Source organism: Anaerospora sp., assembly GCF_032013335.1.
Taxonomy (GTDB): domain Bacteria; phylum Bacillota; class Negativicutes; order Sporomusales; family DSM-15969; genus Anaerospora.
The window spans coordinates 1-25,512 of record NZ_DALZUO010000019.1 but is presented as its reverse complement, the minus strand read 5'-3'; the positions used below and the strand labels follow the sequence as shown (position 1 = coordinate 25,512).

The window sequence follows — 25,512 nt, the reverse complement described above, 5'->3', positions numbered from 1 at the left end:
GTTTATGTGCTTTTGGGAGAATCGCTGAAAATAGAAAAATAAAACACATTTGGCTAACGGAGGTAATTATGTCTGGAATATTTTATGGTGTAGGTGTTGGACCCGGCGATCCCGAACTTTTAACAGTCAAAGCAATTAATGTAATTCGCGAGGCAGATATTATTATTGCGCCTAAAACAGAGAAAAAGGAAGATAGCGTTGCTCTGGAAATTGCGAAGCCCTTTTTAAAAGAGAACGTAGAGATTGTAAAATTAGTTTTTCCGATGGTTTCTCATGATGAGACGCTTGCCACAGCCTGGGAAAATAACAAAAATACGATTAGCGAGCTGCTCGCTGCCGGTAAAAAGGTTGTATTCCTCACGCTAGGTGATCCCATGTTTTACAGCACTTATATTTATGTTTTCCGATTACTGGAAAACTGCGGTTACCCGATTGAAACGATTCCGGGAGTTACTGCTTTTTGTGCAATTGCGAGCAAATTGGGCTATCCAATTGTTGAAGGAAACGATATTTTGAGTATTATTCCGGCGACGATTGATGAAGCCAAATTGGAAAAGGCCCTAGAGATGGCTGATAATGCCGTCATCATGAAGGTCTATAAAAACTCCGGCGAAGTGATAGAAAAACTTCAGCATCATGGATTAGCTGAAAATGCGGTAATGATTAGCCGCTGCGGACTTGAAGATGAGCAAGTTATACATAATTTGCAGGATATTGGTGACCAAAAGATTAATTATTTATCTACGATTTTAACGCGCAGGAACAAAGTTTAGACAAAGGGAGGTGCTACAGCCTTGAAATTAAGTATGGGTTTCAGGATGATAGCAACCTTGATACTGCTTACCTTTTTGGTCGCAGGCTGCGGCGGACAGCCAAATCAGAGCTCGCCGGGGAAAAGTGGGCAACCGGCTTATCTGACTATAAAAGATGATATGGGACGCACGGTCTCTTTGGCTAAAAAGCCGGAGAGAGTGGTAGTATTGTCACCTTCCTTTCTCGAACTGCTATATGCCGTAGACGGGAAGGCAGTTGGCCGCCCTACCTCAACTGCTAAGGTTGGTATTGAGGCAGAGAAGCTGCAAGCTGTTCCTGAAGTAGGATTTGTGTACAATGTTAATGTTGAGAAGGTAGTTTCCCTGCAGCCTGATCTTGTTATTGCGATGCAGGGGCTCCATGAAAAGCTGATTCCTATCTTGGAGAGTAGCAACATTCCCGTTGTTATTCTAAAATATAAAACGTATGATGATGTATTTGAGAAGATTGCTTTAATGGGCGAGATTGCAGGCACAAAAGACAAAGCGCAGACGTTAACACAAAGTATGCAGAGCAAACTGCAGGATGTCAGCAAAAAACTGCCTGATAAGACTACGAAGATTGCAATTCTCCACGCGACAGCGAAAAGTGTTACCTTAGAGCTGGAAAATAGTATCGCCGGCAATACTGCTAAGTTCCTGCGCTTGAAGAATATTGCCGCCGGCAGCAGACCGATAGACGATGGTGCCGATAATGCGCCATACAGTCTGGAAAAGCTGGTAGAAAATGATCCGGATATGATCTTTGTCGTTACGATGGGTGATGCTGCCAAAATTGAAAAGACAATGCGCGATGATGTAGAAAGCAATCCTGCCTGGGCAACTCTCCGGGCAGTGCGTGATAAGAAATTGGTATTTCTACCGTCTGAGCTTTTTTTATTAAATCCTGGACTGAGAACTCCGGAGGCGGCAGCGTATATGGCTAAATTGGTATATCCAGAGATCTATGCCCATGATTAGTAACGTAAAAAAGCTAGTGAATCGATCGGCTGACAGCCGGGAGAGAATAATTTGGCGTATGCTGGTTCTGTTTGTCTTTGCCCTTATTGCACTTAGCGGAATGGTCATTGGCCTCATGAAAGGTGCTGTAAATGTTCCTGCTTCGACCATTGTTCAAGCGATTGTGACAGGCGGGGCTGGTGTACAGGAACAAATTATCTGGAATATTCGCCTGCCGCGTATCCTGGTAGGCGCTTTGGTGGGCTTGAATCTTGCTTTATCGGGTGCTATTTTGCAAGCGGTTATGAAAAACCCGCTTGCTGATCCGCATATTATCGGCATTTCATCGGGAGCGGGCCTGGCAGGAATTATTGTGCTTGTGCTGTTTCCTGCTATGGAGTTCCTGCTTACGCCGGTCGCTTTTGTGGGAGCAATGGCGGCGGCGGCACTTATTTATCTGCTGGCATGGAAGGGGGGCATCCGCCCTATCCGCATCGTGCTGGCGGGGGTTGCCGTATCGGCGTTCTTAGGCTCCGGAATTTCTGCTTTGATGGTGCTGTACAGTGACCGCATTCACGGGGCTTTAATGTGGATGGTAGGCGGCTTGACCGCTCGGAGTTGGCCCCATGTATACATCATTTTGCCTTATTCCATCAGTGCTAGTTTGTTTGCCTTTTGGGGTGCAAAGCGACTTAACGTTTTAAGCCTGGGGGATGAAGTCGCCCGCGGACTAGGCCTAAAAGTTGAATTTACCAGACTGCTGATGACAGCGGTGGCAGCCTTGCTTGCGGCCAGTGCCGTCAGTGTAGTCGGGTTATTGGGCTTTGTCGGTCTCGTTGTGCCTCATGCGGCTCGCTTACTTGTCGGAGCGGATTACCGCTTTTTACTGCCTGCATCGGCCTTGCTGGGAATCGGCGTAGTAACGCTTAGCGATACGCTGGCAAGAACGTTGTTTTCGCCACTGGAAATACCGGTTGGTATTTTAATGGCTTTTATAGGAGCTCCCTTTTTTCTATTTCTATTAAGGAGGGAATCCTAAATGGCGATACTGGAAGCAAAAAATGTTTCGGTTAGCTTTGGCGATAAGCCGATCCTTAAGGATCTCAGCCTGTCCATCACCCAAGGCCAGATCGTATCGATATTAGGCCCGAATGGATCGGGGAAAAGTACTTTTCTTAAAGCTTTGTCACGAAACATAAAGCTCAAAAGCGGCTCAATTGCATTAGATGGCAGAGATATTCAAAGCTTTGGCACGAAAGAAATGGCCTGTCATCTGGCGACTTTGCATCAGGCATCACGGGCGCCAGGTGATTTGACTGTTCAAGATTTGGTGGAGTATGGACGGTTTCCTTACCAGCAATGGTGGAAAGGAAATGAAAAAGAGGACCGGCTGGTTGTCGAATGGGCGATAGAGCAAACACGGCTGGTAGATTTGGCTGGAAGACGGGTAAACACATTGTCCGGTGGCGAGCAGCAGCGAGCCTGGATTGCTATGGCCTTAGCCCAGAAACCCAGGATATTACTGCTGGATGAGCCCACGACTTATCTTGATTTATGCCATCAGCTGGAAATAATGGAGTTAATTACGCAGTTAAATAAAGAGCAGGGTATTAGTATTGTGATGGTGCTGCATGATATGAATCATGCAGCCCGTTACTCCGATATGGTAGCTGTCTTTTGCCAGGGAAGTTTGTATGCTAGTGGCACGCCTGTTGATACGATAACTCCCACGATGCTCAGGGAGGTATTTGGCGTGGAAGCGGATATTTGGCTGGATAATCAGGGGCGTCCCGTGTGTTTGGCTCAGAGCCTGACAGCGCCAATGAATGTCTGCAGTCAATAAAGTGAGGAAAAGCCATGATTGAAATAGCGGGATTGGTTAAAAAATTTGGGGACAGAACGGCTGTTGATAAACTGGATTTATCTATACCCCAAGGAGAATTGTTCGGATTATTAGGTCCCAATGGTGCCGGTAAGACAACAACTATCCGGGTTCTCACCATGCTGGCCCAACCGACAGAAGGGCGCATTACAATCGGTGGTTTGCAGTTTCCGGGTGATGAACAGCAGATCAAGACCATTATCGGTGTTGTTCCGCAGCATATTAATCTGGATATTGAATTGACGGCATGGGAGAACCTGGAGCTTCATGGACGGCTGCATGGCATTCCGACAGATGAGCGGCATAAGCGAATTGAAGAATTGCTTGAGTTCGTAGAGCTGAAAGACCGGTGTCAGGATATGGTACAGACATTTTCCGGTGGGATGAAGCGCAGGTTAATGATTGCGCGGGCCTTACTGCACCGGCCTAAGGTCCTTTTTCTGGATGAGCCGACGGTGGGACTTGATCCGCAAGTGAGGCGCCGATTATGGGAACTGGTCAGACGGCTAGCCGGTGAAGGCCTGACCGTTCTATTAACGACTCATTACATTGAAGAAGCAGAGAATCTATGCCAGCGGGTCGCCATCATGTATAAAGGAAAACTAATTGCCCTTGATTCTCCGGCAAAGCTTTGCCAAAACCTGGGTGAATATGTGGTGGAGTGGCACGATGGTGACCGCTTAAACAGCCGGTTTTTTACCGACAGAACAAAAGCTGCTGATTTTGTTGGGGTATTGACAACAGCAGCAGCGATTCGGCGCTCTAATTTAGAGGATGTCTTTGTTGAGTTCACTGGCCGGAAGGTGGTGGAGTGATGCTTAGTCACATCTGGACAGTTTTTTGGCGGGATTGGGTAGTGCTCCAAAGACGCCTGGGCCGCTATATCTTAGCTAGAATGGTTTCGCCCATTTTGTATCTAGTTGCTTTTGGCTGGGGCCTGGGCCGCAGTATTACCGTTAATCAGGGAAGTTACCTTGATTTCATCGTTCCAGGCATTATTGCTCTAAATTCAATGAATATCAGCTTTAATGCTGTTGGCACACCTGTCAATATGAGCAGACTGTATCACAAGACGCTGGAGGAGTATTTGCTCGCCCCCATTAGTCCAGCGGCCTATGTCCTAGGAAAAGTGCTGGCCGGCGTAGCGCGGGGCATGATATCTTCCGTGGTGATTATTGCTCTGTCTTATGCCTTTGGAGCTCATTTCCTGGTAAACGGTTGGTTTGTTCTGGCATTATTTTTAAATTGTACAGTTTTTGCTGCATTGGGTCTGGTGGCTGCCATGATGATGAATTCTCATGAGGAAATGAGCAACTTTAATACATATGTGTTAATGCCTATGTCTTTTTTATGTGCTACCTTCTTTAGTCCATCCCAATTGCCTGCTTTTTTGCACTGGATGATTGAATTGCTGCCGCTTACTCATGCCAGTCATGCTTTACGCATGAGCAGTTCTACAGGAAGCATGCCGGGAGTGGCATTAAGCGTATTGATCGTGTATGTAGTTTTTCTGTTGTGGCTTGGTATAAAGAAAACCCGGCAAGTTCGTGACTAAATTAGATTTGAACGAAGCGTAGAGCAGGCTGCATCATAACTGATGTCAGTCTGTTTTTTTCATTAGGATGCAACTTTCGGGAAATATTAGAAAATAAATACTTGACTTAGAGTATACTCGAAGGAGTAACATAAGAATGGTGTAGCTTATGAAGAGCTAAGAGGACAATAACACGCGAGTAAGGAGCGGATTTTATGGAAAAATCAAAAGTTTATTTTACCAATATGCGTGCAAGCGGCAATATGAATTTGCTGCAGAAATTGGAGAGGCTGGTCAAGAAGGCTGGTATTGGAAACATTGATTTTAAAGGTAAGTATACGGCGATTAAAATACATTTTGGTGAACCAGGTAATTTAGCTTATCTTAGGCCTAACTATGCGAAGGTTATTGCCGATGTGGTAAAGAGCCAGGGTGGCAAGGTATTTCTTACGGACTGTAATACGCTGTATGTAGGCCGCCGTAAAGATGCCCTTGAGCATATGGATGCAGCCTATGAAAACGGTTATAACCCTTTTACAACAGGCTGTCAGATTATCATTGGTGATGGCCTCAAAGGAACGGATGAGACTTATATTCCTGTACCTAACGGGGAATGCGTGAAAGAGGCCAAGATTGGCAGGGCTGTTATGGATGCAGATATTTTGATCAGCCTGAATCACTTCAAAGGTCATGAACTGACCGGTTTTGGCGGTGCCTTAAAGAATATCGGCATGGGAAGTGGCTCGCGGGCAGGTAAAATGGAAATGCACAGTGACGGCAAACCCCGTGTAAGGACTAAAGCCTGTGTGGGCTGTGGGGCATGTGTGAAGATTTGTGCTCATGATGCGCCAACAATTACTGATAAAAAGGCAACTATTGATCATGAAAAATGTGTCGGCTGCGGAAGATGTATCGGCGTTTGTCACTTTGATGCAATTGCTGCAGCGTGGGATGCATCTAATGATGTTCTTAATAAAAAAATTGCTGAATACACGTGGGCAGTGCTACATGGCAGACCTCATTTCCACATTAGCTTAGTCATTGATGTGTCGCCAAATTGCGATTGTCATGCTGAGAATGATGTGCCGTTAATTCCCGATATTGGCATGTTTGCTTCTTTTGATCCGGTGGCTCTTGATATGGCCTGTGCAGATATGGCTAATCAGGCTCCCGTTATTTCCGGCAGCTATTTAGCAGAACAAATCAAGAAACAAGAGAAGCCTGCAAAGGATCATTTTTATGCGGCTCATCCGGAGACCAATTGGCTGTCCTGTGTGGAGCATGCCGAGAAAATTGGTATTGGGACTAAAGCATACGAGCTCATTGAAATCTAAGCTACCCGGCAGGAGGTTGCCTGATGAGATACACAATTAAGCAGGTTGCAGAAAAGCTGGATTTAAGTGCTTATACGCTCAGGTATTATGAAAAAGAGTGCCTGCTGCCTTGTGTTGAGCGTGACGAGCGCGGTAATCGCGTTTTTGGTGATAAAGACGTAGAATGGCTTGTCTTGATTTGCTGCTTACGGGATACAGGAATGTCGGTATCTGAAATCAAGCGCTATGTTGAACATTGTGCGGCAGGTGATGAAAGAATAGAAGACCGCAAGCAAATTCTGTTTGAGCATAAACGCAAAGTGGAACAAAAAATAGAAGAAATGAAACAAAACCTGGCTAAAATTAATAAAAAACTGCAGTATTATGATGACGTAGTCAGCAGCACCGGATACATTTGCTGTTGCAAGGATGAGAGGCAGTTCGAATAAGGTTAAAACAAAACTGAGGCAGCTTAAGCTGCCTCAGTTTTGTTTTGCGTTGAATCGTTTCAGTTTGCGCCAGAGCGTGGAGCGGCTTATGCCGAGGATTTTGGCGGCATCGGCATATCGCCCTTTTGTCAGTGCCAGGGCTTTGCTGATTTCAGTCGCCTCATCAGGAAGAAGACTGCTCGTGACCGGCACATCTTCCTGATCCTTGAGCAGCAGATTAATAACGGTACCGTCGATTTCTTCCTGCTTATGAACAGCAATAATCCGCTCCATGCAGTTCTGCAGTTCCCGGATATTCCCGGGCCAGGGGTAACTGGTCAGTGCCTGGATGGCGGAAGGAGTGAGTTTTAGAGGTCGTCTCATAATACCACTATGCTCTTTTAGAAAAAACTGTGCTAAAGGCTTAATATCAGCTTTACGGCTGCGCAGCGGCGGAAGCCGAAGCTGTAATACGTTCAGCCGGTAATATAAATCAGACCGGAATTTGTTTTCGCTTACCAGCGTTTTTAAGCTCTTATTAGAGGCAGCAATAATTCTGACGTCAACAGGAATGACACTGTCATTACCTAAACGCATAACCTTTTTTTCCTGTAAAACTCGCAGCAGCTTGCCTTGCGTGACAAATTCCATTTCGCCAATTTCATCAAGAAATATGGTGCCGCCGTGCGCCACTTCAAACAAACCGGGTTTTCCTTTCTGGTTGGCGCCAGTAAAGGCTCCTCCTACATAGCCGAAAAGTTCACTTTCTAATATTTGGCTGGGAAGTGCGGCACAGTTGATTGCAACAAACGGCCCCTTTTGGCGGTCGCTGTAATTGTGGATGCTCTGGGCAAATACTTCTTTGCCCGTGCCAGTCTCACCCAGGATTAAAATAGACGAACGAGTGAGGGCATATTCTTTGGCAATTTCCACCGTTTGCCGGAGTTGATCACTTACACCGATAATATTGGTAAATCGTAAGTGGGCAACATGTCCGGACGCATAAAACCGATGACGTACACGAGCCTCCATTTTTTGAATTTGGGTTACATCCTGAAAGGTCGCAACGGCACCTACAGAGCGGTTATTAACAATGATAGCTACTTTGTTGCACAGAACATCGACACCATTAATGTTAAGAATCTGACCTAAGTCATCCTTTTCTGTACGCATTACCTGCTCCAAGTTAAGCCCCGGCCAGACCTGGGTGATTTTTTTGCCGGTCGCTTTGCTGCCCTTAATACCGGTAATGCGTTCGGCAATAGGGTTAAAGAAGGTAATACGGTATTCGCTGTCCACAGATACGATACCCTCATAGGCATAATCCAGTACGGCCCGAAAAAGGCTGGTTTTGGCTTTTTCCAGATTGCGTGCCTGCGCGATTCGCTCTGCTTCATGAGCTGCCTGTAAAATACCCTCAACGCCACTGTCGATTAACTCATAAGGGAAGTTGTTATTTTTCGCCACTTTCGCGGTGATAAATCCACCGATGACAACATCGACACCATCGTGAAAAGCCTGCAGTACCTGTTCTTCTGCTTCAGCCTCGCTGTGAATAGGATAACAGCAGATCTCTACGCCGAGGATAGGACTTAGGCAGTCAATTCCCTGAAGAATAGACGGAAACGATACCGCGCCGATACGATGACCATGTAGTTTTGCTTTTTCAACAGTACGGATGATGTCAAAGCCAGTTATGGGGATTTGAACAATAATAACTTCTAGTCCGGCATTGCGAATAGCGGAGGCAGTACCGCCGCGAGTGATAATAATTTCCGTGCCGTTGGCAATGAGTGACCGGGCAACTGCAACCCCTTCGCTCAGTAAGCCTTTTTTAATCTGAATGTTTATCTGCTGACTTTGAAATAAATTGCGGGCCCTGTCCAGCATGCTGGTATCAGGAGCTAAAAAAGTAATCAGAGTCATGGCGCTTTCTCCTCTGAAACAAAATGAAACGTTTTCTTTGATTATAGGTTGTTGTTAAATAGAATGCAACAAGCAGTAATGATATAGCCAAAAACGAAAAGTAGAGCAGGTGGTTTGTAAAATGACACATATTGCTACCTGGTAGAACGGAATGAAACGTATTGGTGAGTCACTGCAAAATACAAAATGGCTGAAAGGCGCTAATTGCCTGAAAAAACAAAATTGGCATGAAAGTTGCTATAAGTAAGATCGAGAGTTTATTAATAAAGGAGGTTAGTTTAGTTGAGTAATGTAATGCGTGGACTCATTGTTCTTGCGATCGGTGCTGCAATTTGGTTCTTTCCGGTGCCAACAGGCCTGAAACCGGAAGCGTGGCACCTTGTTGCCATATTTGTGTCAACGATCCTGGGTTTTATTCTGCAGCCGCTGCCGATTGGTGCACTGGCCTTTCTCAGTGTTACTTTTACCGCGTTTGCAGGGGTGTTAAAGCCGGCAGAGGCGTTGTCGGGATTTAGTAATGGCACTATTTGGCTGATTGTTTCGGCCTTCTTATTTGCAAAAGGTTTTATCAAAACAGGTTTGGGGCGGCGTATTGCTTATCTGCTCATTCATGCAATGGGTGACAGTACCTTGAAACTGGGGTATACCATTGCCTTGAGTGATTTAATTATCAGTCCTGCAACGCCTTCTAACACTGCCAGGGCAGGCGGAATTCTTTTTCCGATTGTAAAAAGCCTGTCATCTGCTTTCCAATCCGAACCTGGACCATCTTCCCGGAAAGTCGGTGCATACTTGATGCAAACGGCTTATCAGGTTAACACCATCACATCTGCTATGTTTATGACTGCAATGGCCGGCAATCCACTAATTGCGCTGCTGGCGGCTAAAACACTGAACATTACTATCAGCTGGGGCCTGTGGGCTTTGGCCGCCAGTGTGCCGGGTATACTATCGCTCATTATTGTTCCTTACTTCCTATACAAGTTTTATCCTCCTGAAATAACCAGAACACCTGAAGCAAAAGCAATAGCGGCCCAAGAGCTGAAGCAAATGGGACCTATGTCGCTGGGAGAAAAGATTGTTGCCAGTGTATTTGTTGGAGCGCTTTTGCTCTGGAGTACTTCTCAGTATACCAGTATTGATGCGACCGTTGTGGCCATGCTGGCTGTGTCGGTTATGCTGCTTACCAAAGTACTGGAGTGGAAGGATGTGCTTGATGAGAAGGGAGCCTGGGATACCCTGATTTGGATGGGCGCCTTAATCGGTTTGGCTGATTATTTAGCTAAGCTGGGCTTTATTCCCTGGTTTGCCAAGGCTGTTGGCGCTAGTATCGCCGGAGTTCCCTGGATGCAGGCGTTTATTGTTTTGCTAGTTGTTTATATGTATGCCCATTATGGCTTTGCCAGCCTGGTAGCTCATATTACCGCTATGTATGCCGCGTTTGCCTCCGTAGCAGTTGCGGCTGGTGCACCAGCCTATCTGGTAGCGCTGGCGTTAGCTTTTATGTCCAACCTGTGTATGTCCCTTACACATTATGCGGCCGGTCCTGCGCCCATCCTGTTTGGGGCGGGCTATGTGGACCAGGCAACCTGGTGGAAACTAGGCTTTATTATTTCAATTATTAACATGCTTATTTGGGTCGGGCTAGGTTCATTCTGGTGGAAAGTGCTGGGACTGTGGTAGTTTTATCAGGAACTCCAATGAGAAAGGAGCAATGATCATGTCTAAAGTAGAGTATTCGCTTAAATATGGCGAAGGGAAAATAAAATTCGCTCTCGATTCTGCTCAAATTGCGGGAGAATTAAAGATTAAAGAACGTATTCCGCTGGAAAATCCTGAACAGGCCATTTTGGAGGCAATTAGAAATCCTATTGATACCAAACCCTTAGGGCAAATCGTAAAACCTGGCGAAACAGTGGTGTTTATCGTAAATGACCCGACCCGTGTTGCCAACAGCCATATTTTTATGCCCATCCTATTGGATGAGCTTAATCGGGCGGGTATCCCCGACAAGGATATGTATATTGTTTTTGCTTTAGGTACGCATCGGCCAATGACGGAAGAGGAAATCATCCACGAGGTTGGCCCGGCAGTTGCTTCCCGTGTGAGAACGTACAACAGCGATTGCCGCGATGGGAGTCAATATAAATACTTTGGAACCACTTCCCGCGGTACGCCTGTATCCTTTAACAAACTGGTAGTTGAGGCAGATCACATTGTATGTACCGGCAGTGTTGTCCATCATTTCTTTGCCGGCTTCGGCGGCGGCCGTAAGGCTATGCTGCCTGGAGTGGCTTACTATGAAACAATCCGCAAAAATCACAGCATGATGTTTGAGCCTGATGCTGTCATTGGCAAGCTGGAAGGAAACCCCATCTATCATGATCAGGTCGAAGGAGTACAGATGTGCCGCCCTTCCTTTCTTATCAATGCTGTCCTCAATGAAAAAAAAGAGTTTTTAAAAGTATTTGCCGGTGATTTTGTTACTGCCCACAAGGAGGCCTGCAAATTTGTTGATACCGTATACGGTGCACAAATTGAAAGCCCTGCTGATTTGGTTATTGCCACCTGCGGCGGATATCCCAAGGATATTAATATATACCAGCTGCAAAAAACGATGGACAATGCCTGGTGTGCGGTAAGAGAGGGCGGTGTTGTGATTATTCTGGGCGAATGCCGTGAGGGATCGGGCTCAGAGCTGTATGAAAAAACCATGCGTGAAAATGATACGGCAGATAAAGTGGAGGCAAGTTTGAGGGCTAATTTTCAAATTGGCGCTCACAAAGCATATGCAGTAACCAGACTGATGAAAAAGGCCGAGTTTATCCTGGTATCTTCACTGGAGATGGAGCTTGCAAAGTCCTTACTGTTTACTCCGGCGAAAGACATTGAAGAAGCGCTGGCAATGGCATTTGCCAAATTGGGTCCCAGCCCGCGGATTATTATCATGCCGCAAGGAAGCTTAACAGTCCCGCGGTTAAAGCAAAAGTAAAGGAGAAATAAAAATATGCATGCAATCGAAAAATTACTTGCTAAAAAGGCAGGGAAAGAGTCTGTTACTACAGGGGAAATCGTAAATTGTGCTGTTGATATGGCTGGTATTAATGACTTATACCTGCAAACAGTACGGTCTTTTTTTGAAATGGGCGGTACAAAAGTTCATGATCCAAGCAAGGTAATTATGTTTATGGATCATTACGCACCTGCGTCTACCATTGTTCAGGCGGATAATCAAAAAAAGTTCCGTGAATTTTGCTGGGATCAGGGCATCGACTTGCTGATGGATATTGACGAAGGAGTTTGCCATCAGGTGCTCGCAGACCGGGGTTTATCCTATCCTGGTGAGTTATTGATTGTCACTGACTCGCATACTACAACTCATGGTGCATTTGGTGCCTTCGGTACCGGCGTAGGTGCCACCGATTTGGCTACAATTTTAATTACCGGGAAATTATGGTTCCGTGTCCCTGAAGTTATTCGGATCAATTTTGAAGGTGAATTACCGAAAGGGGTATATGCCAAGGATATTATTTTGCATGTAATCGGTGAGCTGGGAGCTGATTATGCTGTTTATAAAGCCGTAGAATTTACCGGCTCTACCCTGAAACACTTAAGTGTTTCTGAACGAATGGCAATGTGCAATATGACAACTGAAATGGGCGCAAAAACCAGCTATATCCAGCCTGATGAAATTACGATGGAATTTGTGAAAGCGAAAGTTACCCGCGAATATGAAATCTTTACGACTGATCCGGGGTACCAATATGCAGCCGAGCATACTTTTGATGTGTCGCAGTTAAAGCCTCAGTTAGCAGCTCCTTTTAGTGTTGATAATGTAGAGGATGTCACTGCCTTTATTGGCAGGAAGATAGACCAGGCTTATTTGGGCTCCTGTACTGGTGGCAGGGTAGAGGATCTTGCAGTTGCTGCAAAAATCCTGGCAGGGAAAAAGATAAACTCCCGTACTCGCTTTGTCGTTGTCCCTGCTTCAAAGGGTGTTTTTTTAGAAGCCATGCAAAAAGGCTACATTCAGTCGCTGGTAGAGGCGGGGGCAACCTTCGTTACCCCCGGCTGCGCTGCTTGTTTAGGAACTCACCAGGGGATGCTGGCTTCCGGCGAAACCTGCATTACTTCTACTAATAGGAATTTTCCCGGTCGTATGGGTCACACCAAAGGGGAAATATTTCTAGGGTCACCGGCTGCTGTGGCGGCTGCCGCATTAGAAGGAAAAATTGTAGATCCTTCTGACTATATTGACTAAGGAGTGTTAAATAATGGAGAAGATAGCAACAGGGAAAGCCTATGTATTTGGCGCCAATATTGATACAGATCAAATATATCCAGGACGATTTGTTGAGTTGACCGATGTGGAAGATGTGGCTAAACATGCGATGGAGGGCGCCGATCCTGATTTTGTAAAGAAGTTTAACAAGGGCGATATTATTGTTGCTTCGACAAACTTCGGCTGTGGTTCCAGCCGAGAACATGCGGCCATCACCTTAAAGGCGGTCGGTGTAGGGGCTGTTTTAGCCGAGTCATTTGGCCGTATCTTTTACCGCAACGGCATTAATCTGGGTGTACCATTACTTGTTTGTCCGGGAATTGATAAAATTGTTACCAGCGGACAGGTGCTAACCGTCAATATTGAAACAGGCCAAATTACCAATGAAACAACGGGTGAAGCTGCCCAGGCGCAGCCTATGTCTGAGTATGTAATGAATATCCTGGCCAGTGGTGGAATTAAGCCAATGATTAAAAGCCAGTTAGAGATGCAGCGGTAAAAAATAGCAAAAAGCACGGTATGATAAGAGCAGAAGAGCTCTTATCATACCGTGCTTTTTTGTGCGTGCCTAATACGTTTTCTGCACTTCTATTTTATATTTTCTCAATTTGCGGTATAAAGTTGTTCTGTCTATTTGCAGCAATTGGGCTGCTTTCGTAATATTTGAATTGGTTTGTGCTAAGCTCGATAAGATTTGGTGTTTCTCTGGTGCGAGATCTGTAATGCCTGCAGGAGAAATATAATCCTGATCCTCCCAATACTTTTGTATTGTTTTTGCGGTAATCGTTTCTTCTTTGGCAATGATCACTAAACGCTCAATAAAATACATGAGTTCTCGGACATTTCCCGGCCAATCATGTCCGTCTAAATATTCGTAAGCATCGGCTGTAAGGCTAAGGTGTTTATGATGGCGATTATTGAAAGAGTGTAAAAAATGGCAGGCGAGACGAATGATATCGCCTGCTCTTGTGCGTAAGGGAGGCAGTTTTAGGGTTAATACCTTTAGACGGTAATACAGGTCCTGCCGGAATTGATTATCCTGTATCAATTCAAGCAAGTTCTTATTGGTGGCAGCAATTATCCGCACGTCAACAGGGATGTATTTATTGTCTCCCAAACGCATGACTTGTCGTTCCTGCAAGACACGCAGCAAGCGGCTTTGCGCAAATTTATCCATTTCAGATATTTCGTCAAGGAAGATGGTCCCTCGGTGAGCCATCTCAAATAAACCAGGCTTTCCTTTCTTTATTGCACCTGTAAAAGCACCTTCCACATATCCAAAGAGCTCGCTTTCCAGCAAGTTTGCAGGCAGTGCGGCACAATTAACAGCAACAAAAGGACCATTTTTTCGGGGGCTTTCGTTGTGAATGCTTTGCGCAAATAATTCTTTACCTGTACCGGAGGCGCCGGAGATCAGCACAGTTGCTTCGACTTGGGCGATTTCGCGGGCAATGCGCTTGCTTTCAATGATTTGGGGCGAAGCACCAATTATATCGGTTAAGTAATACTTGGCAACAAATCTTCTGGCTAGGACTTCGTTGCGGATTTTTGCCTCCAATTCCTGAATATGAGTGATATCCTGAAAAGTAATGATTGCGCCGGTCACTGTGTCATCGACAATGATAGGTGCAATGTTCAGGGTAATCCATAGATTGCCGAGGCGGTGGGTTTGCCCGATAACATGCTGTTTTTGCAAAAAGCAAACATTAAAATCGAGATTGGGTACAACGTCGGTGATGAACTGACCAATAATGGCCTGGGAGGGGCGCTTCAATAACTTTTCGGCAGCGGGATTAAAGACGGTTACGATTTTTTTTGCATCAATACTAATAATGCCTTCCAGTGAATACTCCGCCAAGGCTTTGAATTTTTGAGCCTGCTCTTTTTCAAATTTGCGGGCTAGTAGAATTTTCTGGGCTTCGAGAAAAGCTGTCCGGACGGAAAAATCACCGGAACGGATAAGGTGGGTTCGCAGACCTTTTTGAGCTGCGAGCAAAATCGTTTTGATGCCACCAACAATTAAGTCTACGTCGGTTGTTGCTGCTTCTTCTATTTTGGCTGGAATATCTTCCGTTTTTTCCAGGTGGTAAATCGTCAAATCGATACCTAGAATAGTAGAGAGAATTTCTATGTCATATACCATATTATCAAAGGCCATCATGGCTACTTTGGGGCGGGTTAATCCAGTAATTCGTTTCGCTTCATGAAAAACTTGCGCAAGATCCTGTCCGGTAATAGGGATCTCGACAACGGGAATGCGGATACGCGATTCGATGATTACCCGTGCCGTTCCTCCGCGGCAGACAATTACTTCAACTCCTTGCTGTTCTAACGTTTTAGCAAGGCGAATACCTCGCTTCAGCCTGGCAAGATGAAGACTTACTTTATCTTGCAGACCTAGCTCGCGGATGATTTTTTTCCCTTGCAAGAAGAGCTGTTTGTCTGGCGCAATAAACGCAATTTTGAACATAAATCCCTCCGACGCATGTGGGTTTGATAGTAGTTTACTCGTGCTGCAACAAAAACACAACAACAATCGTTGCAATATTACAACAATTGTTGTTGCGTTTTTGTTGGATTCTTCAGTAATTTCGGTATCTGGTGAATTGGCATAGTTGTTGCAATGGTTAGCCGTATAATCTAATCACTCGTAAGGAGGGAAGTGCTGCAGCATTTGGTCAAGGCAGATACCAAAAATAAGGGAGGATTAATGCCATGGAGATTAGTCAGTTGAATTCACCCAAAACCAATGTCCGCTATTTTATTTTACTTATGCTGTTTATTGTTACCACCATGAATTATGTAGATCGTGCCACACTGTCAATGGCTGCACCCGCGATGCGCAAGGATTTAGGACTGGATGCCGTTACAATGGGTTATGCATTTTCGGCTTTTGGCTGGTCTTATACAGCGCTGCAAATACCTGGTGGCTGGCTATTAGATAAATTTGGGGCCGAATGGTGTACGGCGTCGGCTTATTCTTATGGTCACTATTTACTTTTTTTCAAGGGATGGTTGGATTTGTTGCGGGTATCAGCACTTTTGTCTTTTTGTTTGGTCTGCGGTTTCTAATGGGAGTAGGGGAAGCCCCTGCATTTCCGGCAAACAGCAGGATTACAACGATGTGGTTCCCCACGCATGAACGCGGCTTTGCTTCAGCAATTTTCAACTCTGCTCAATACTTTGCCCTAGCCGCTTTTAATCCTCTGATGGGATGGATATTAGTCGCTTTTGGCTGGCGTCATGTCTTTTATTCTATGGGGATAGCCGGTATTATTTTAGCCTTGCTTTGGTTCAAAGTAATCAAAGATCCTAAACATCACCCCAGTGTCAATGAAGCGGAGCTGGAATATATTCAGTCTGGTGGAGGGTTAGCTAACATCGGGGATAAGAAGACAGATATTAAGTGGGCGTATGTCCGGTCGTTAATTACTAACCGCATGATGATTGGTATTTATCTCGGACAGTTCTGTCTAAATACCATTACGTGGTTTTTCTTAACCTGGTTCCCTACTTATCTAGTGCAAGCTAAGGGTATGTCAATTTTAAAAGTGGGGCTTATTGCTTCTATTCCAGCTATTGCCGGGTTTGCTGGGGGGCTGCTGGGCGGCTATGTGTCTGATTGGCTGCTGCGGCGTGGCAAATCGCTAACCTTTGCACGGAAGACGCCAATTATCTGTGGCCTGTTTTTATCAGGCAGTATTATCCTGGCAAACTATGTAACTACTGAATGGGTGGTTATTGGTGTCATGTCACTAGCTTTCTTTGCCAAAGGGTTTGGCGCATTAGGCTGGGTTGTTGTCGGTGATACTTCGCCGAAAGAAATGGTTGGGCTCAGCGGCGGCATCTTTAATTTTGCCGGTAATATTGCAAGTATTGTTACACCAATTGCCATTGGCTATATTCTGAATGTAACACAATCCTTTAATGGAGCGTTATTATTTGTTGGTGCGATGGGGCTACTGGGAGCCTTGTCTTATCTCTTTATCGTTGGTGACATTAAGCGGGTTGAATTGGTTATTCCGGAAGAGCAGAATAAGACGGCCAGCCTGTAGGCGGGAAAGTGGTTTTTACAGACCTGACATAACAATAAAGGAGACGTTTCTCATGTCTATGCTAACTAACTCGGATTTACCGCTGTATATCAAAGTACATACAGACGATAACGTTGCTATTATCATCAATGCGGGCGGACTGAAAGGCGGAACAATATTTTCTTGCGGTCTTACGCTAGTCGAACATGTTCCGCAAGGGCACAAGGTAGCCTTAACCGATTTAAAGGAAGGAGAGTCAATTATCCGTTATGGCGAAGTTATTGGCCATGCTATTCGCCCTATTGTCAGAGGCAGCTGGATTGACGAATCCTTAGTAATCATGCCTGCTGCGCCGGAATTAGATGCGCTGCCTATTGCCAATAAAGTACCCCAATTGCTTGAACCGCTTACGGGCTATACCTTTGAGGGGTACCGCAATGACAATGGCACTGTGGCGACAAAGAATATTTTAGGTATCAATACAAGTGTCCAGTGTGTTGCCGGTGTTGTTGACTATGCTGTAAAGAAAATAAAAGAAGAAATCCTTCCTAAATATCCAAATGTTGAGGATGTAGTGGCGCTAAATCATAATTACGGCTGTGGAGTGGCTATCAATGCTCCTCAGGCCATTGTACCCATTCGGACCTTGCAGAATCTTGCCGTCCATCCTAATTTCGGCGGCGAAATCATGATCGTAGGCTTAGGCTGTGAAAAGCTGCTGCCTGAACAAGTGATACCGGACGGGGATAAATGTAATATACTTTTGCTCCAGGAACAGAAAGGCTTCAGTAAAATGGTGCAGGCCATTATGGTAATGGCGGAGGAACGTTTAATAAAACTGAATGAACGCAGGCGTGTAGCCTGTCCTGTTTCTGAGTTGGTAATCGGTATGCAGTGCGGCGGCAGTGATGCCTTCTCCGGTGTTACTGCCAATCCGGCAGTAGGCTATGCGGCAGATTTACTTGTTCGTGCCGGGGCAACCGTCATGTTTTCTGAAGTGACGGAAGTCCGGGATGCCATCCATTTACTTACTCCCAGAGCGGTTAATGAAGAGGTAGGCCGCGCATTGATTCGTGAAATGAAGTACTATGATCACTATTTGGATCTTGGTGAAGTAGATCGCAGTGCCAATACGGCGCCTGGCAATAAAAAGGGCGGTTTGGCAAATATTGTGGAGAAAGCTCTCGGGTCCATTGCAAAGTCCGGCAGTAGTCCGATTTGCGGTGTTTTGGCACCGGGTGAGAAAGTGTCACAAAAGGGCTTGATCTTTGCGGCAACACCGGCTAGTGACTTTATTTGCGGGACCTTGCAATTGGCCTCGGGAATGCATGTGCAGGTGTTTACCACAGGACGGGGAACTCCGTACGGGCTGGCAATGGCACCGGTGATCAAGGTCTCGACCCGCAACGCTCTGACAGAACAGTGGCCTGATCTGATTGATGTCAATGCCGGGCAAATTGCAACTGGCGAAGCAACGATCGAAGAAGTTGGCTGGGAGATTTTCCGTCTGATCATTGAAGTAGCCAGCGGTCGTAAGAAGACCTGGGCAGATCATTGGGAAATATACAATGCTTTATGTTTATTTAACCCCGCACCGGTAACATAAATGGTAATGCTTTTGAAAGTGGCTGGTGAGTTAGATGCAGCATTAAAAGGAGGAGATTGGTTTGTTAGCAGTTAGAGGTGTTATTCCGCCGCTTATTACCCCGATTGATGAAAAGGAAAGATTAGATACGGCAGCTTTACGCAATTTGATTGAACATGTGATTGCCGGTGGTGTTCATGGCGTATTTGTATTGGGCAGTACAGGCGAATTTTATGGATTGGAATATGAAGAAAAAGTAGAGGCTGTTGCCGTTACGATGGAGCAAGTAAAGGGCAGGGTGCCAGTATATGTGGGAGCTAGTGCGATTACGACAAAAGAATGTGTAAAACTGACGCGGCTGGCCAAAGAGTATGGGGCAGCAGCTGTAACTGTATTGACGCCTATGTTCATTACGCCTACCGAAAGTGAGCTGTATACCCATTTTCGCACCGTTGCTGAGGCGGCTGATATTCCCATTGTTCTTTATAACAATCCTGACCGTACGGGAGTTAATATGTCTGCTAATTTAGTAGAGCGGCTGTCTGATGTGGAGAATATTGTTGGTGCTAAGGATACGAGTGGCGATATGACGCTGACCTCGGAGTATATCCGCCGGACCAGGAACAAAGGCTTCAGTATTATGGCGGGGCGGGATACTATGATCCTTGCAACGCTGGTATATGGCGGCACAGGCTGTGTGGCCGGAACCGCTAATGTAGTACCTTCTATTGTGGTAGAAATTTACGATAAATTTAAAGCCGGTGACCTGGCAGGTGCACTGGAGGCCCAATATCGCCTTTCCTTGCTCCGTAATGCGTATAATCTGGGCAGCTTTCCTGTTGTTCCCAAGGATGCACTTAATCTCATGGGCATTAATGTGGGTCATCCCATTAAACCGATTGAGCATATAAGTGATGAAAATAGGGATAAGCTGAAAGCAATACTTGTAAGCATTGGGGCAATAAAAGAATAATCTCCAGTATAATTGAGGAGGAACTTTTATGATTACTATCGGATTTATCGGTCTTGGTATTATGGGGAAACCAATGAGTAAGAATTTAATCAAGTCAGGCTACCCGCTCATTGTATTGGACCGGAATGAAAGCGCGGTAGCTGAGGTAGTTGCTGCCGGTGCAAAACGTGCAGCATCTCCGAAGGAGGTCGCTGCTCATTCTGATATTATTATTACTATGCTGCCTAATTCACCACATGTAAAGGAAGTTATTCTCGGTGAGAATGGGGTTATTGAGGGGGCAAAGCCGGATGCAATTGTAGTGGATATGAGTTCTATTGCACCTCTGGTCAGCCGCGAAGTGGGAGATAAGCTGAGCGAGAAAGGAATTCTTTTCTTGGATGCTCCCGTAAGTGGTGGTGAGCCGAAAGCGATTGATGGTACATTGTCGGTTATGGTGGGCGGCCAGCAAGCAGTTTTTGATAAATGCGCTCCCGTATTAAAGGCAATGGCAGGTTCGGTTGTGCTGGCAGGTGATGTTGGAGCAGGAAATGTAACCAAGCTTGCTAATCAAATCATTGTTGCCATTAATATAGCGGCCATGTCGGAGGCCATGGTGCTGGCCAGTAAGGCCGGAGTAGAGCCTGAACTGGTCTATCAGGCAATCCGGGGTGGCCTGGCTGGCAGTACCGTACTTGATGCGAAAGCGCCATTAGTAATGGACCGCAAATTCGATCCCGGGTTTCGCATCAATCTGCATATTAAGGATTTGCAAAATGTCTTGGAAACTTCTCATGAAATAGGAGTTCCGCTGCCACTAACCTCCGCAGTCATGGAAATGATGCAGGCATTGAAAGTGGATGGTCTGGGAGATGCTGATCACGGCAGCCTGATCCGCTATTATGAAAAAATGGCTAAAGTAGAAGTAAAACGATAATAATAGGAACCGCTTGTCTTACAGATAGGCGGTTCTTTACAATTTTCCCATATGTAACTACAATGAGACTATACGAGTTGTTCAGATGAGGTAACGGAGGTGCTTTATGCGTAACAATACAATGCTGACTGATCTCTACCAGCTAACAATGATGCAAGGCTTGCTTCTTGCCGGTAAAGATAAACAAGAGGCTGTTTTTGACCGCTTTTATCGTACAAACCCCTGCAATGGGGGCTATTCTATAGTCGCAGGTCTGGAACATGTTATTGAGTATGTTAAAAATATTAAGTTTACTAGTGAAGATATTGAATATCTGCGCAGCTTACATCTATTTTGTGAAGAGTTTCTTGTCTATCTGAAAGAGTTCCGGTTTACCGGAGATATTTGGGCAATTCCGGAGGGAACTGTTGTTTTTCCGGGCGAGCCTTTGCTGCGGGTACATGCGAAGAAAAATGAAGCGCTGTTTATTGAAACTGCATTATCGATGTTCTTAAATCATGAAAGTCTGATTGCCACTAAAGCCAGTCGGGTACGCTGGGCGGCTAAAGATGATTTCTTGATGGAATTCGGGTTACGCCGGGCTCAGGGGACAGATGCTGCTTTGTATGGTGCAAGAGCGGCAGTAATTGGCGGCTTTAATGCCACTTCCGATGTGCTTGCCGGTAAGCTGTTTGGTATTCCGGTTGTCGGCACTATGGCTCATAGCTGGGTGATGAGCTTTGATGATGAATTAACGGCTTTCCGCGAATATGCTAAGCGTTATCCCGATAATGCGATTCTGCTTGTTGATACATATGACACGATTGGCAGCGGTGTCCCTAATGCCATTAAGGTGTTTAAGGAAATGCAGGCGGCGGGCGTTGTTTTGCAGCGCTATGGAATTCGTCTGGACAGCGGTGATCTCGCTTATTTATCCAAAGCGGCGAGAGCAATGCTGGATGAAGCAGGATTTACCGGTGCAAGTATTGCAGCTTCCAATGATTTGGATGAGCATCTGATTGCCGAATTAAAACTGCAGGAAGCTAAAATTAATTCCTGGGGAGTAGGCACGAAGCTGATTACGTCTGAAGGCTGTTCTGCTCTGGGCGGCGTGTACAAGCTGGCGGCTGAAGTCGGGGCGGAGACTGTTCCTAAGATGAAGCTTTCTAATAATGTTGAGAAGATTACCAATCCCGGCATTAAGAAGGTCTTTCGTATTTATGATAAAAAATCAGGCAAGATCCGGGCCGATATTATTACTCTTATCGATGAGGCAATTAGTACAGAGGTGGACCTAGCCTTAATGGATCCCACTCATTCGTGGAAGCGGATGACGCTGTGCCGGGGGACATTTACGGTTCAGGAGCTGCTTGTGCCGATCTTCCGGAATGGGGAGTGTGTATACAACAAACCAGACTTGATGATGATACAAAGACATGCCCGGGAACAGCTTCAGACGTTGTGGGACGAGTACCGCAGATTGGTTAATCCCCATATCATGAAAATTGATTTGAGTGATAAGCTATATGACTTAAAGAAAGAGCTAATCTTTCGGGCCACCCACAGGCAGATGACCCTTTAGAAAACGGGGGAGATTCGGTAACGTGAAACTAATTGCAGCAGTTGATGAAAACTGGGGTATCGGCAATAATTGCAAACTATTGCAAGTTATTCCTGCAGATATGGAATATTTCAAAGCACAAACAATTGGCAAAGTTGTGATTATGGGCAAAACAACATTTGAATCGCTGCCTGGCAAGCGGCCTTTGGCAGATCGGATCAATATTGTGCTCAGCACGACATATAGCAGTTTGCCGGGGGTTGTTGTATGTGCCTCGCTGACCGAACTGTTTTATTATTTGAAGGAGTGCGGCAGAGAAGATATATTCGTGATTGGCGGTGAATCGGTATACTGTCAACTAATGACCTATTGCTCGGATGCCTATATTACGAAGATCCGCAACTGTTACCCTGCGGACAGATATCTTCCCAATCTGGATAAGGCTTTGAATTGGCAGTGTATTGAAGAGGGCAACTGGCAGAGGTCCAGAGAGTGGGAGTATCGATTTACCCGTTATAAAAATCTAACGCCTTTGAGTTGGAAATAATAAAAGTTATCAGCTAGTTAATATGATTGACTAGCTGAACTTTTTTATTGTATAATTATCTTGAATTCAAGATAATGAAAAGAGTGTGCTATGGAACAAGAATTGAAATTATATATTACTCTCAGCAGGGCATACAGAGCAATACTAGCTCACGATGAACGGGATGTCCGTCGCCATGGGCTTAATTTGACTGAGTTTGCGGTTCTGGAGCTGTTGTATCACAAAGGGCCACAGCCATTACAGCGCATAGGTGAAAGAATTTTGATTACAACTGGTACGATTACGTATGTAATTGATAAGCTGGAACGAAAAGGATTGCTTTATAGGAACCCCTGTGAGAAGGATCGACGAAAATTTTATGCTGTTCTTTCCGAGTCCGGTAAAGCACTTATTACTAAGGTTTTTCCAGAGCATGCTCAAAATCTTGCCTATGCTTTAGGGGGACTTTCTTCAGAGGAACAGGATATAGCAATAAACCTTTTAAAAAAATTGGGACACGAAGCTAGCAGCCGGTTGGAAAACTAAATAATATAGTAAAGGGGGATTATGTATGATTTTTACGAATTTGCATAAGTATAAGGATGAAGGATTACTTTTCCTTCGGGTAGGCATGGGTCTTATGATGCTATATCATGGTGCTCCTAAGATTATGGGGGGCGTTGAAGGCTGGATTAAAATTGGTAGTGCAATGAAGTTCCTTGGTATCACGTTTGCGCCTGCCTTTTGGGGATTCATGGCTGCCTTTGCCGAATTTTTCGGCGGTGCGATGATTATTCTCGGATTAGGAACACGAATAGCGTGCGCATTGGTCACGATGACTATGGCTGTTGCTGTTGCGATGAAGTTAGGGACCGGAGCAGGACTATTCGGCGCTTCACAAGCACTGGAGAATGGCATCGTATATATTAGCCTATTAATTTCAGGACCGGGAATATACAGCTTGGATCACCGGTTATTTGTGGCAAAACAGTTAAATGTAGGTGCTTTTTATAAGTCAAACTAAATGGTAATGCCCTCTGCAAGTTAGAATGTTTGCAGAGGGCTCTTACATAATAGAACTCACAGGAGTGTGATTGGAATGCAGGAATTGCCAGTGTTGTTCATGAGTCATGGATCGCCGATGAATATTATCGAGGACAATAGCTTTACCCGCAGTGTTAGCCAGCTAGGCGGGAAACTTGTTAAACCAACTGCTATTATGGTTATCTCAGCACATTGGCTAACCAAGGGTACGCAAGTTACCTGTATGACTAATCCGCGAACGATTTATGATTTCTACGGATTTCCCCAAGAACTATATCAGATTAAATATCCTTGCCTGGGTGCGCCAAAGCAAGCAGAAGCAGTGATAGAAGCTGCTGGCGGAGCTAAAATTACTTGCGATTTGGAATGGGGTATTGACCACGCGGCGTGGTCTGTTTTGAAGTATCTTTATCCGCTTGCGGATGTGCCGGTCTTTGAGATGAGCCTGGATATTTTAAAATCGCCACAAGAGCATTATAATCTGGCGAAGGAGTTGGCGCCGCTGCGCAAGGAAGGTGTTTTGATAATGGCCAGTGGCAACTTGGTTCATAACTTGCGGCTTGCCAAATTTGAACATACCTATGATGAGCCGTATGACTGGGCGGTTGAAGCTGACCAGCAAATGAAAGAATTATTGCAGCAAGGCGATCATGTCGGATTAATCCGGTATGAAGGCTTGACGGCCTCTCGCTTAGCCATCCCGACTTCGGAGCACTATTTACCCATGTTATACGCAATTGCCTTGCAAAAAGACGGTGAAGGGCTGACCTTTACCTGCGATGATATTCAAAATGGTTCGGTATCAATGCGTAGTTTTGTCATTGGTGCTTAGCAGTAAGTTGGTATTTTAACCGCAGTTCTGGTTGCTGGCGGCTGTGCCTGATTTGCAGGAATAATTACCATAAAACTTTAGTTGCGAAGTTTCTGCTGATACGCTATAATATCACAGTAACACACAGCAGGCCAAGTGGGCGGATATGCAAATAAGGGAATGCGTGATAACGGATGAAGGATGATAACTACTATATGGGGTTAGCTCTGGAAGAAGCCCAAAAGGCTTATTGTATGGGTGAGATTCCAATTGGAGCCGTTCTTGTCATAGATGGTGAAGTTGTGGCCAAAGCGCATAACTTAAGGGAAACCTGTCATGATGCTACCGCGCATGCTGAAGTGATTGTTATTCAAGAAACTTGCCGAAAGCTTAGTCGCTGGCGGTTGACCGGAGCAACACTTTATGTTACGATAGAGCCGTGTCCTATGTGTGCCGGTGCCCTTGTAAACAGCCGGGTTGACCGATTGGTTTACGGAAGTGCCGACTATAAGGCGGGAGCTGTAGAGTCTCTTTTTAATGTAGTGCAGAATGAAGCACTCAATCACCGTATGGCGGTTACTGCCGGAGTCCGGGGTGATGAATGCTCTGCCATCATGAAAGCCTTTTTTCGCGAACGGCGAAAGAAAAAAACGACAATTGTTGACTGAGATAAAGCTTTAGTACCTTAGGAACTTCGGGTTACCCTTTACGGGTACAACGCAGATGGAGCCTTATCGATGGTCGATTAGAATATGGAGAGGTGTCCGAGTGGTCGATGGTGCTTGACTCGAAATCAAGTGTCCTGTCAAAGGGACCGTGGGTTCGAATCCCACCCTCTCCGCCATATAAAAAAAGCTTCTAGCAATTTTGCTAGAAGCTTTTTTATTGCCGGAAAACAGCTTCCGGCAACAGGTTGGCAACAAAAGAACCGCAGCTTATATTTGAGCGTGCGGCTAAGAAGCGCTTT

23 protein-coding genes, 1 tRNA gene and 1 pseudogene are annotated in these 25,512 nt (G+C 45.4%); 23 read left to right on the top strand and 2 right to left on the bottom strand.

Annotated features, from left to right (window positions below; genetic code table 11):
* Window positions 1-68 precede the first annotated feature (68 nt).
* The 8 genes from cobI (at window position 69) to RTR76_RS14495 (ending at window position 6,929) form a co-directional block, all read left to right on the top strand.
* Window positions 69-773 (top strand): precorrin-2 C(20)-methyltransferase, encoded by a 705-nt coding sequence (cobI, locus tag RTR76_RS14530; protein WP_312521894.1) that lies wholly within the window; start codon window positions 69-71, stop codon window positions 771-773.
* 21 nt (window positions 774-794) lie between these two features.
* A complete protein-coding gene (locus tag RTR76_RS14525) occupies window positions 795-1,772 on the top strand; it encodes an ABC transporter substrate-binding protein (RefSeq protein ID WP_312521892.1) in 978 nt (325 codons plus the stop codon).
* Window positions 1,773-1,830: 58 nt separating this feature from the next.
* Entirely contained in the window at window positions 1,831-2,790 is a 960-nt protein-coding gene (locus RTR76_RS14520) for a FecCD family ABC transporter permease (RefSeq protein WP_396145217.1), read from the top strand.
* Window positions 2,791-3,594 (top strand): ABC transporter ATP-binding protein, encoded by an 804-nt coding sequence (locus tag RTR76_RS14515; RefSeq protein ID WP_312521889.1) that lies wholly within the window; start codon window positions 2,791-2,793, stop codon window positions 3,592-3,594.
* Between the two features lie 14 nt (window positions 3,595-3,608).
* A complete protein-coding gene (locus RTR76_RS14510; RefSeq protein WP_312521887.1) occupies window positions 3,609-4,448 on the top strand; it encodes an ABC transporter ATP-binding protein in 840 nt (279 codons plus the stop codon).
* A complete protein-coding gene (locus RTR76_RS14505; RefSeq protein WP_312521885.1) occupies window positions 4,448-5,188 on the top strand; it encodes an ABC transporter permease in 741 nt (246 codons plus the stop codon). The genes RTR76_RS14510 and RTR76_RS14505 overlap by 1 nt, the downstream gene beginning before the upstream one ends.
* Before the next feature lie 194 nt (window positions 5,189-5,382).
* Window positions 5,383-6,501 carry a DUF362 domain-containing protein gene (locus tag RTR76_RS14500; protein ID WP_312521883.1) on the top strand — a complete coding sequence of 373 codons (1,119 nt, stop codon included), beginning with the start codon at window positions 5,383-5,385 and terminating at the stop codon, window positions 6,499-6,501.
* A 23-nt stretch (window positions 6,502-6,524) separates the two neighbouring features.
* Window positions 6,525-6,929 (top strand): MerR family transcriptional regulator, encoded by a 405-nt coding sequence (locus RTR76_RS14495; protein WP_312521881.1) that lies wholly within the window; start codon window positions 6,525-6,527, stop codon window positions 6,927-6,929.
* Between the two features lie 33 nt (window positions 6,930-6,962).
* On the opposite strand, the gene RTR76_RS14490 is transcribed toward RTR76_RS14495, so the two are convergent.
* The gene (locus RTR76_RS14490) at window positions 6,963-8,834 is read right to left on the bottom strand and encodes a sigma 54-interacting transcriptional regulator (protein WP_312521879.1); all 1,872 of its coding nucleotides are present in this window, start codon (window positions 8,832-8,834) and stop codon (window positions 6,963-6,965) included.
* 294 nt (window positions 8,835-9,128) lie between these two features.
* Here RTR76_RS14490 and RTR76_RS14485 point away from each other — a divergent pair, with 294 nt between their 5' ends.
* From RTR76_RS14485 to RTR76_RS14470, 4 genes are read left to right on the top strand one after another with little or no spacing between them, the layout of a single operon-like run.
* Window positions 9,129-10,517 (top strand): anion permease, encoded by a 1,389-nt coding sequence (locus RTR76_RS14485; protein ID WP_312521955.1) that lies wholly within the window; start codon window positions 9,129-9,131, stop codon window positions 10,515-10,517.
* A gap of 37 nt (window positions 10,518-10,554) precedes the next feature.
* A complete protein-coding gene (gene larA / locus RTR76_RS14480; RefSeq protein WP_312521878.1) occupies window positions 10,555-11,826 on the top strand; it encodes a nickel-dependent lactate racemase in 1,272 nt (423 codons plus the stop codon).
* Between the two features lie 15 nt (window positions 11,827-11,841).
* A complete protein-coding gene (locus tag RTR76_RS14475; protein ID WP_312521876.1) occupies window positions 11,842-13,095 on the top strand; it encodes a 3-isopropylmalate dehydratase large subunit in 1,254 nt (417 codons plus the stop codon).
* Window positions 13,096-13,108: 13 nt separating this feature from the next.
* Complete coding sequence (locus tag RTR76_RS14470; protein ID WP_312521874.1) at window positions 13,109-13,615, top strand: 3-isopropylmalate dehydratase small subunit; 507 nt, start codon at window positions 13,109-13,111, stop codon at window positions 13,613-13,615.
* Window positions 13,616-13,684: 69 nt separating this feature from the next.
* Here the strand turns inward: RTR76_RS14470 and RTR76_RS14465 are convergent, their stop codons facing one another.
* Window positions 13,685-15,586 carry a sigma 54-interacting transcriptional regulator gene (locus tag RTR76_RS14465; RefSeq protein ID WP_312521872.1) on the bottom strand — a complete coding sequence of 634 codons (1,902 nt, stop codon included), beginning with the start codon at window positions 15,584-15,586 and terminating at the stop codon, window positions 13,685-13,687.
* A 245-nt stretch (window positions 15,587-15,831) separates the two neighbouring features.
* Here RTR76_RS14465 and RTR76_RS14460 point away from each other — a divergent pair.
* From RTR76_RS14460 to RTR76_RS14410, 11 genes and pseudogenes are all read left to right on the top strand, one after another.
* A pseudogene (locus RTR76_RS14460) lies at window positions 15,832-17,171 on the top strand (MFS transporter).
* A gap of 52 nt (window positions 17,172-17,223) precedes the next feature.
* Window positions 17,224-18,756 (top strand): galactarate dehydratase, encoded by a 1,533-nt coding sequence (gene garD / locus RTR76_RS14455; protein ID WP_312521870.1) that lies wholly within the window; start codon window positions 17,224-17,226, stop codon window positions 18,754-18,756.
* Window positions 18,757-18,817: 61 nt separating this feature from the next.
* Window positions 18,818-19,708, top strand: coding sequence for a 4-hydroxy-tetrahydrodipicolinate synthase (dapA, locus tag RTR76_RS14450; RefSeq protein WP_312521868.1), 891 nt, complete (start codon window positions 18,818-18,820; stop codon window positions 19,706-19,708).
* A 31-nt stretch (window positions 19,709-19,739) separates the two neighbouring features.
* Complete coding sequence (garR, locus tag RTR76_RS14445; protein WP_312521954.1) at window positions 19,740-20,624, top strand: 2-hydroxy-3-oxopropionate reductase; 885 nt, start codon at window positions 19,740-19,742, stop codon at window positions 20,622-20,624.
* A 106-nt stretch (window positions 20,625-20,730) separates the two neighbouring features.
* Window positions 20,731-22,185 (top strand): nicotinate phosphoribosyltransferase, encoded by a 1,455-nt coding sequence (locus RTR76_RS14440; protein WP_312521866.1) that lies wholly within the window; start codon window positions 20,731-20,733, stop codon window positions 22,183-22,185.
* Between the two features lie 22 nt (window positions 22,186-22,207).
* Window positions 22,208-22,711 (top strand): dihydrofolate reductase, encoded by a 504-nt coding sequence (locus RTR76_RS14435; RefSeq protein WP_312521865.1) that lies wholly within the window; start codon window positions 22,208-22,210, stop codon window positions 22,709-22,711.
* A 90-nt stretch (window positions 22,712-22,801) separates the two neighbouring features.
* Complete coding sequence (locus tag RTR76_RS14430; RefSeq protein ID WP_312521863.1) at window positions 22,802-23,236, top strand: MarR family transcriptional regulator; 435 nt, start codon at window positions 22,802-22,804, stop codon at window positions 23,234-23,236.
* A gap of 25 nt (window positions 23,237-23,261) precedes the next feature.
* Complete coding sequence (locus RTR76_RS14425; RefSeq protein WP_312521861.1) at window positions 23,262-23,714, top strand: DoxX family protein; 453 nt, start codon at window positions 23,262-23,264, stop codon at window positions 23,712-23,714.
* Between the two features lie 75 nt (window positions 23,715-23,789).
* On the top strand, window positions 23,790-24,566 hold the full coding sequence (ygiD, locus tag RTR76_RS14420; protein WP_312521859.1) for a 4,5-DOPA dioxygenase extradiol: 777 nt from the start codon (window positions 23,790-23,792) through the stop codon (window positions 24,564-24,566).
* A gap of 173 nt (window positions 24,567-24,739) precedes the next feature.
* Window positions 24,740-25,213, top strand: a complete 474-nt coding sequence (gene tadA / locus RTR76_RS14415) for a tRNA adenosine(34) deaminase TadA (protein ID WP_312521857.1) — start codon at window positions 24,740-24,742, stop codon at window positions 25,211-25,213.
* A gap of 86 nt (window positions 25,214-25,299) precedes the next feature.
* Window positions 25,300-25,389: transfer RNA gene (locus tag RTR76_RS14410), tRNA-Ser, on the top strand.
* Window positions 25,390-25,512 lie beyond the last annotated feature (123 nt).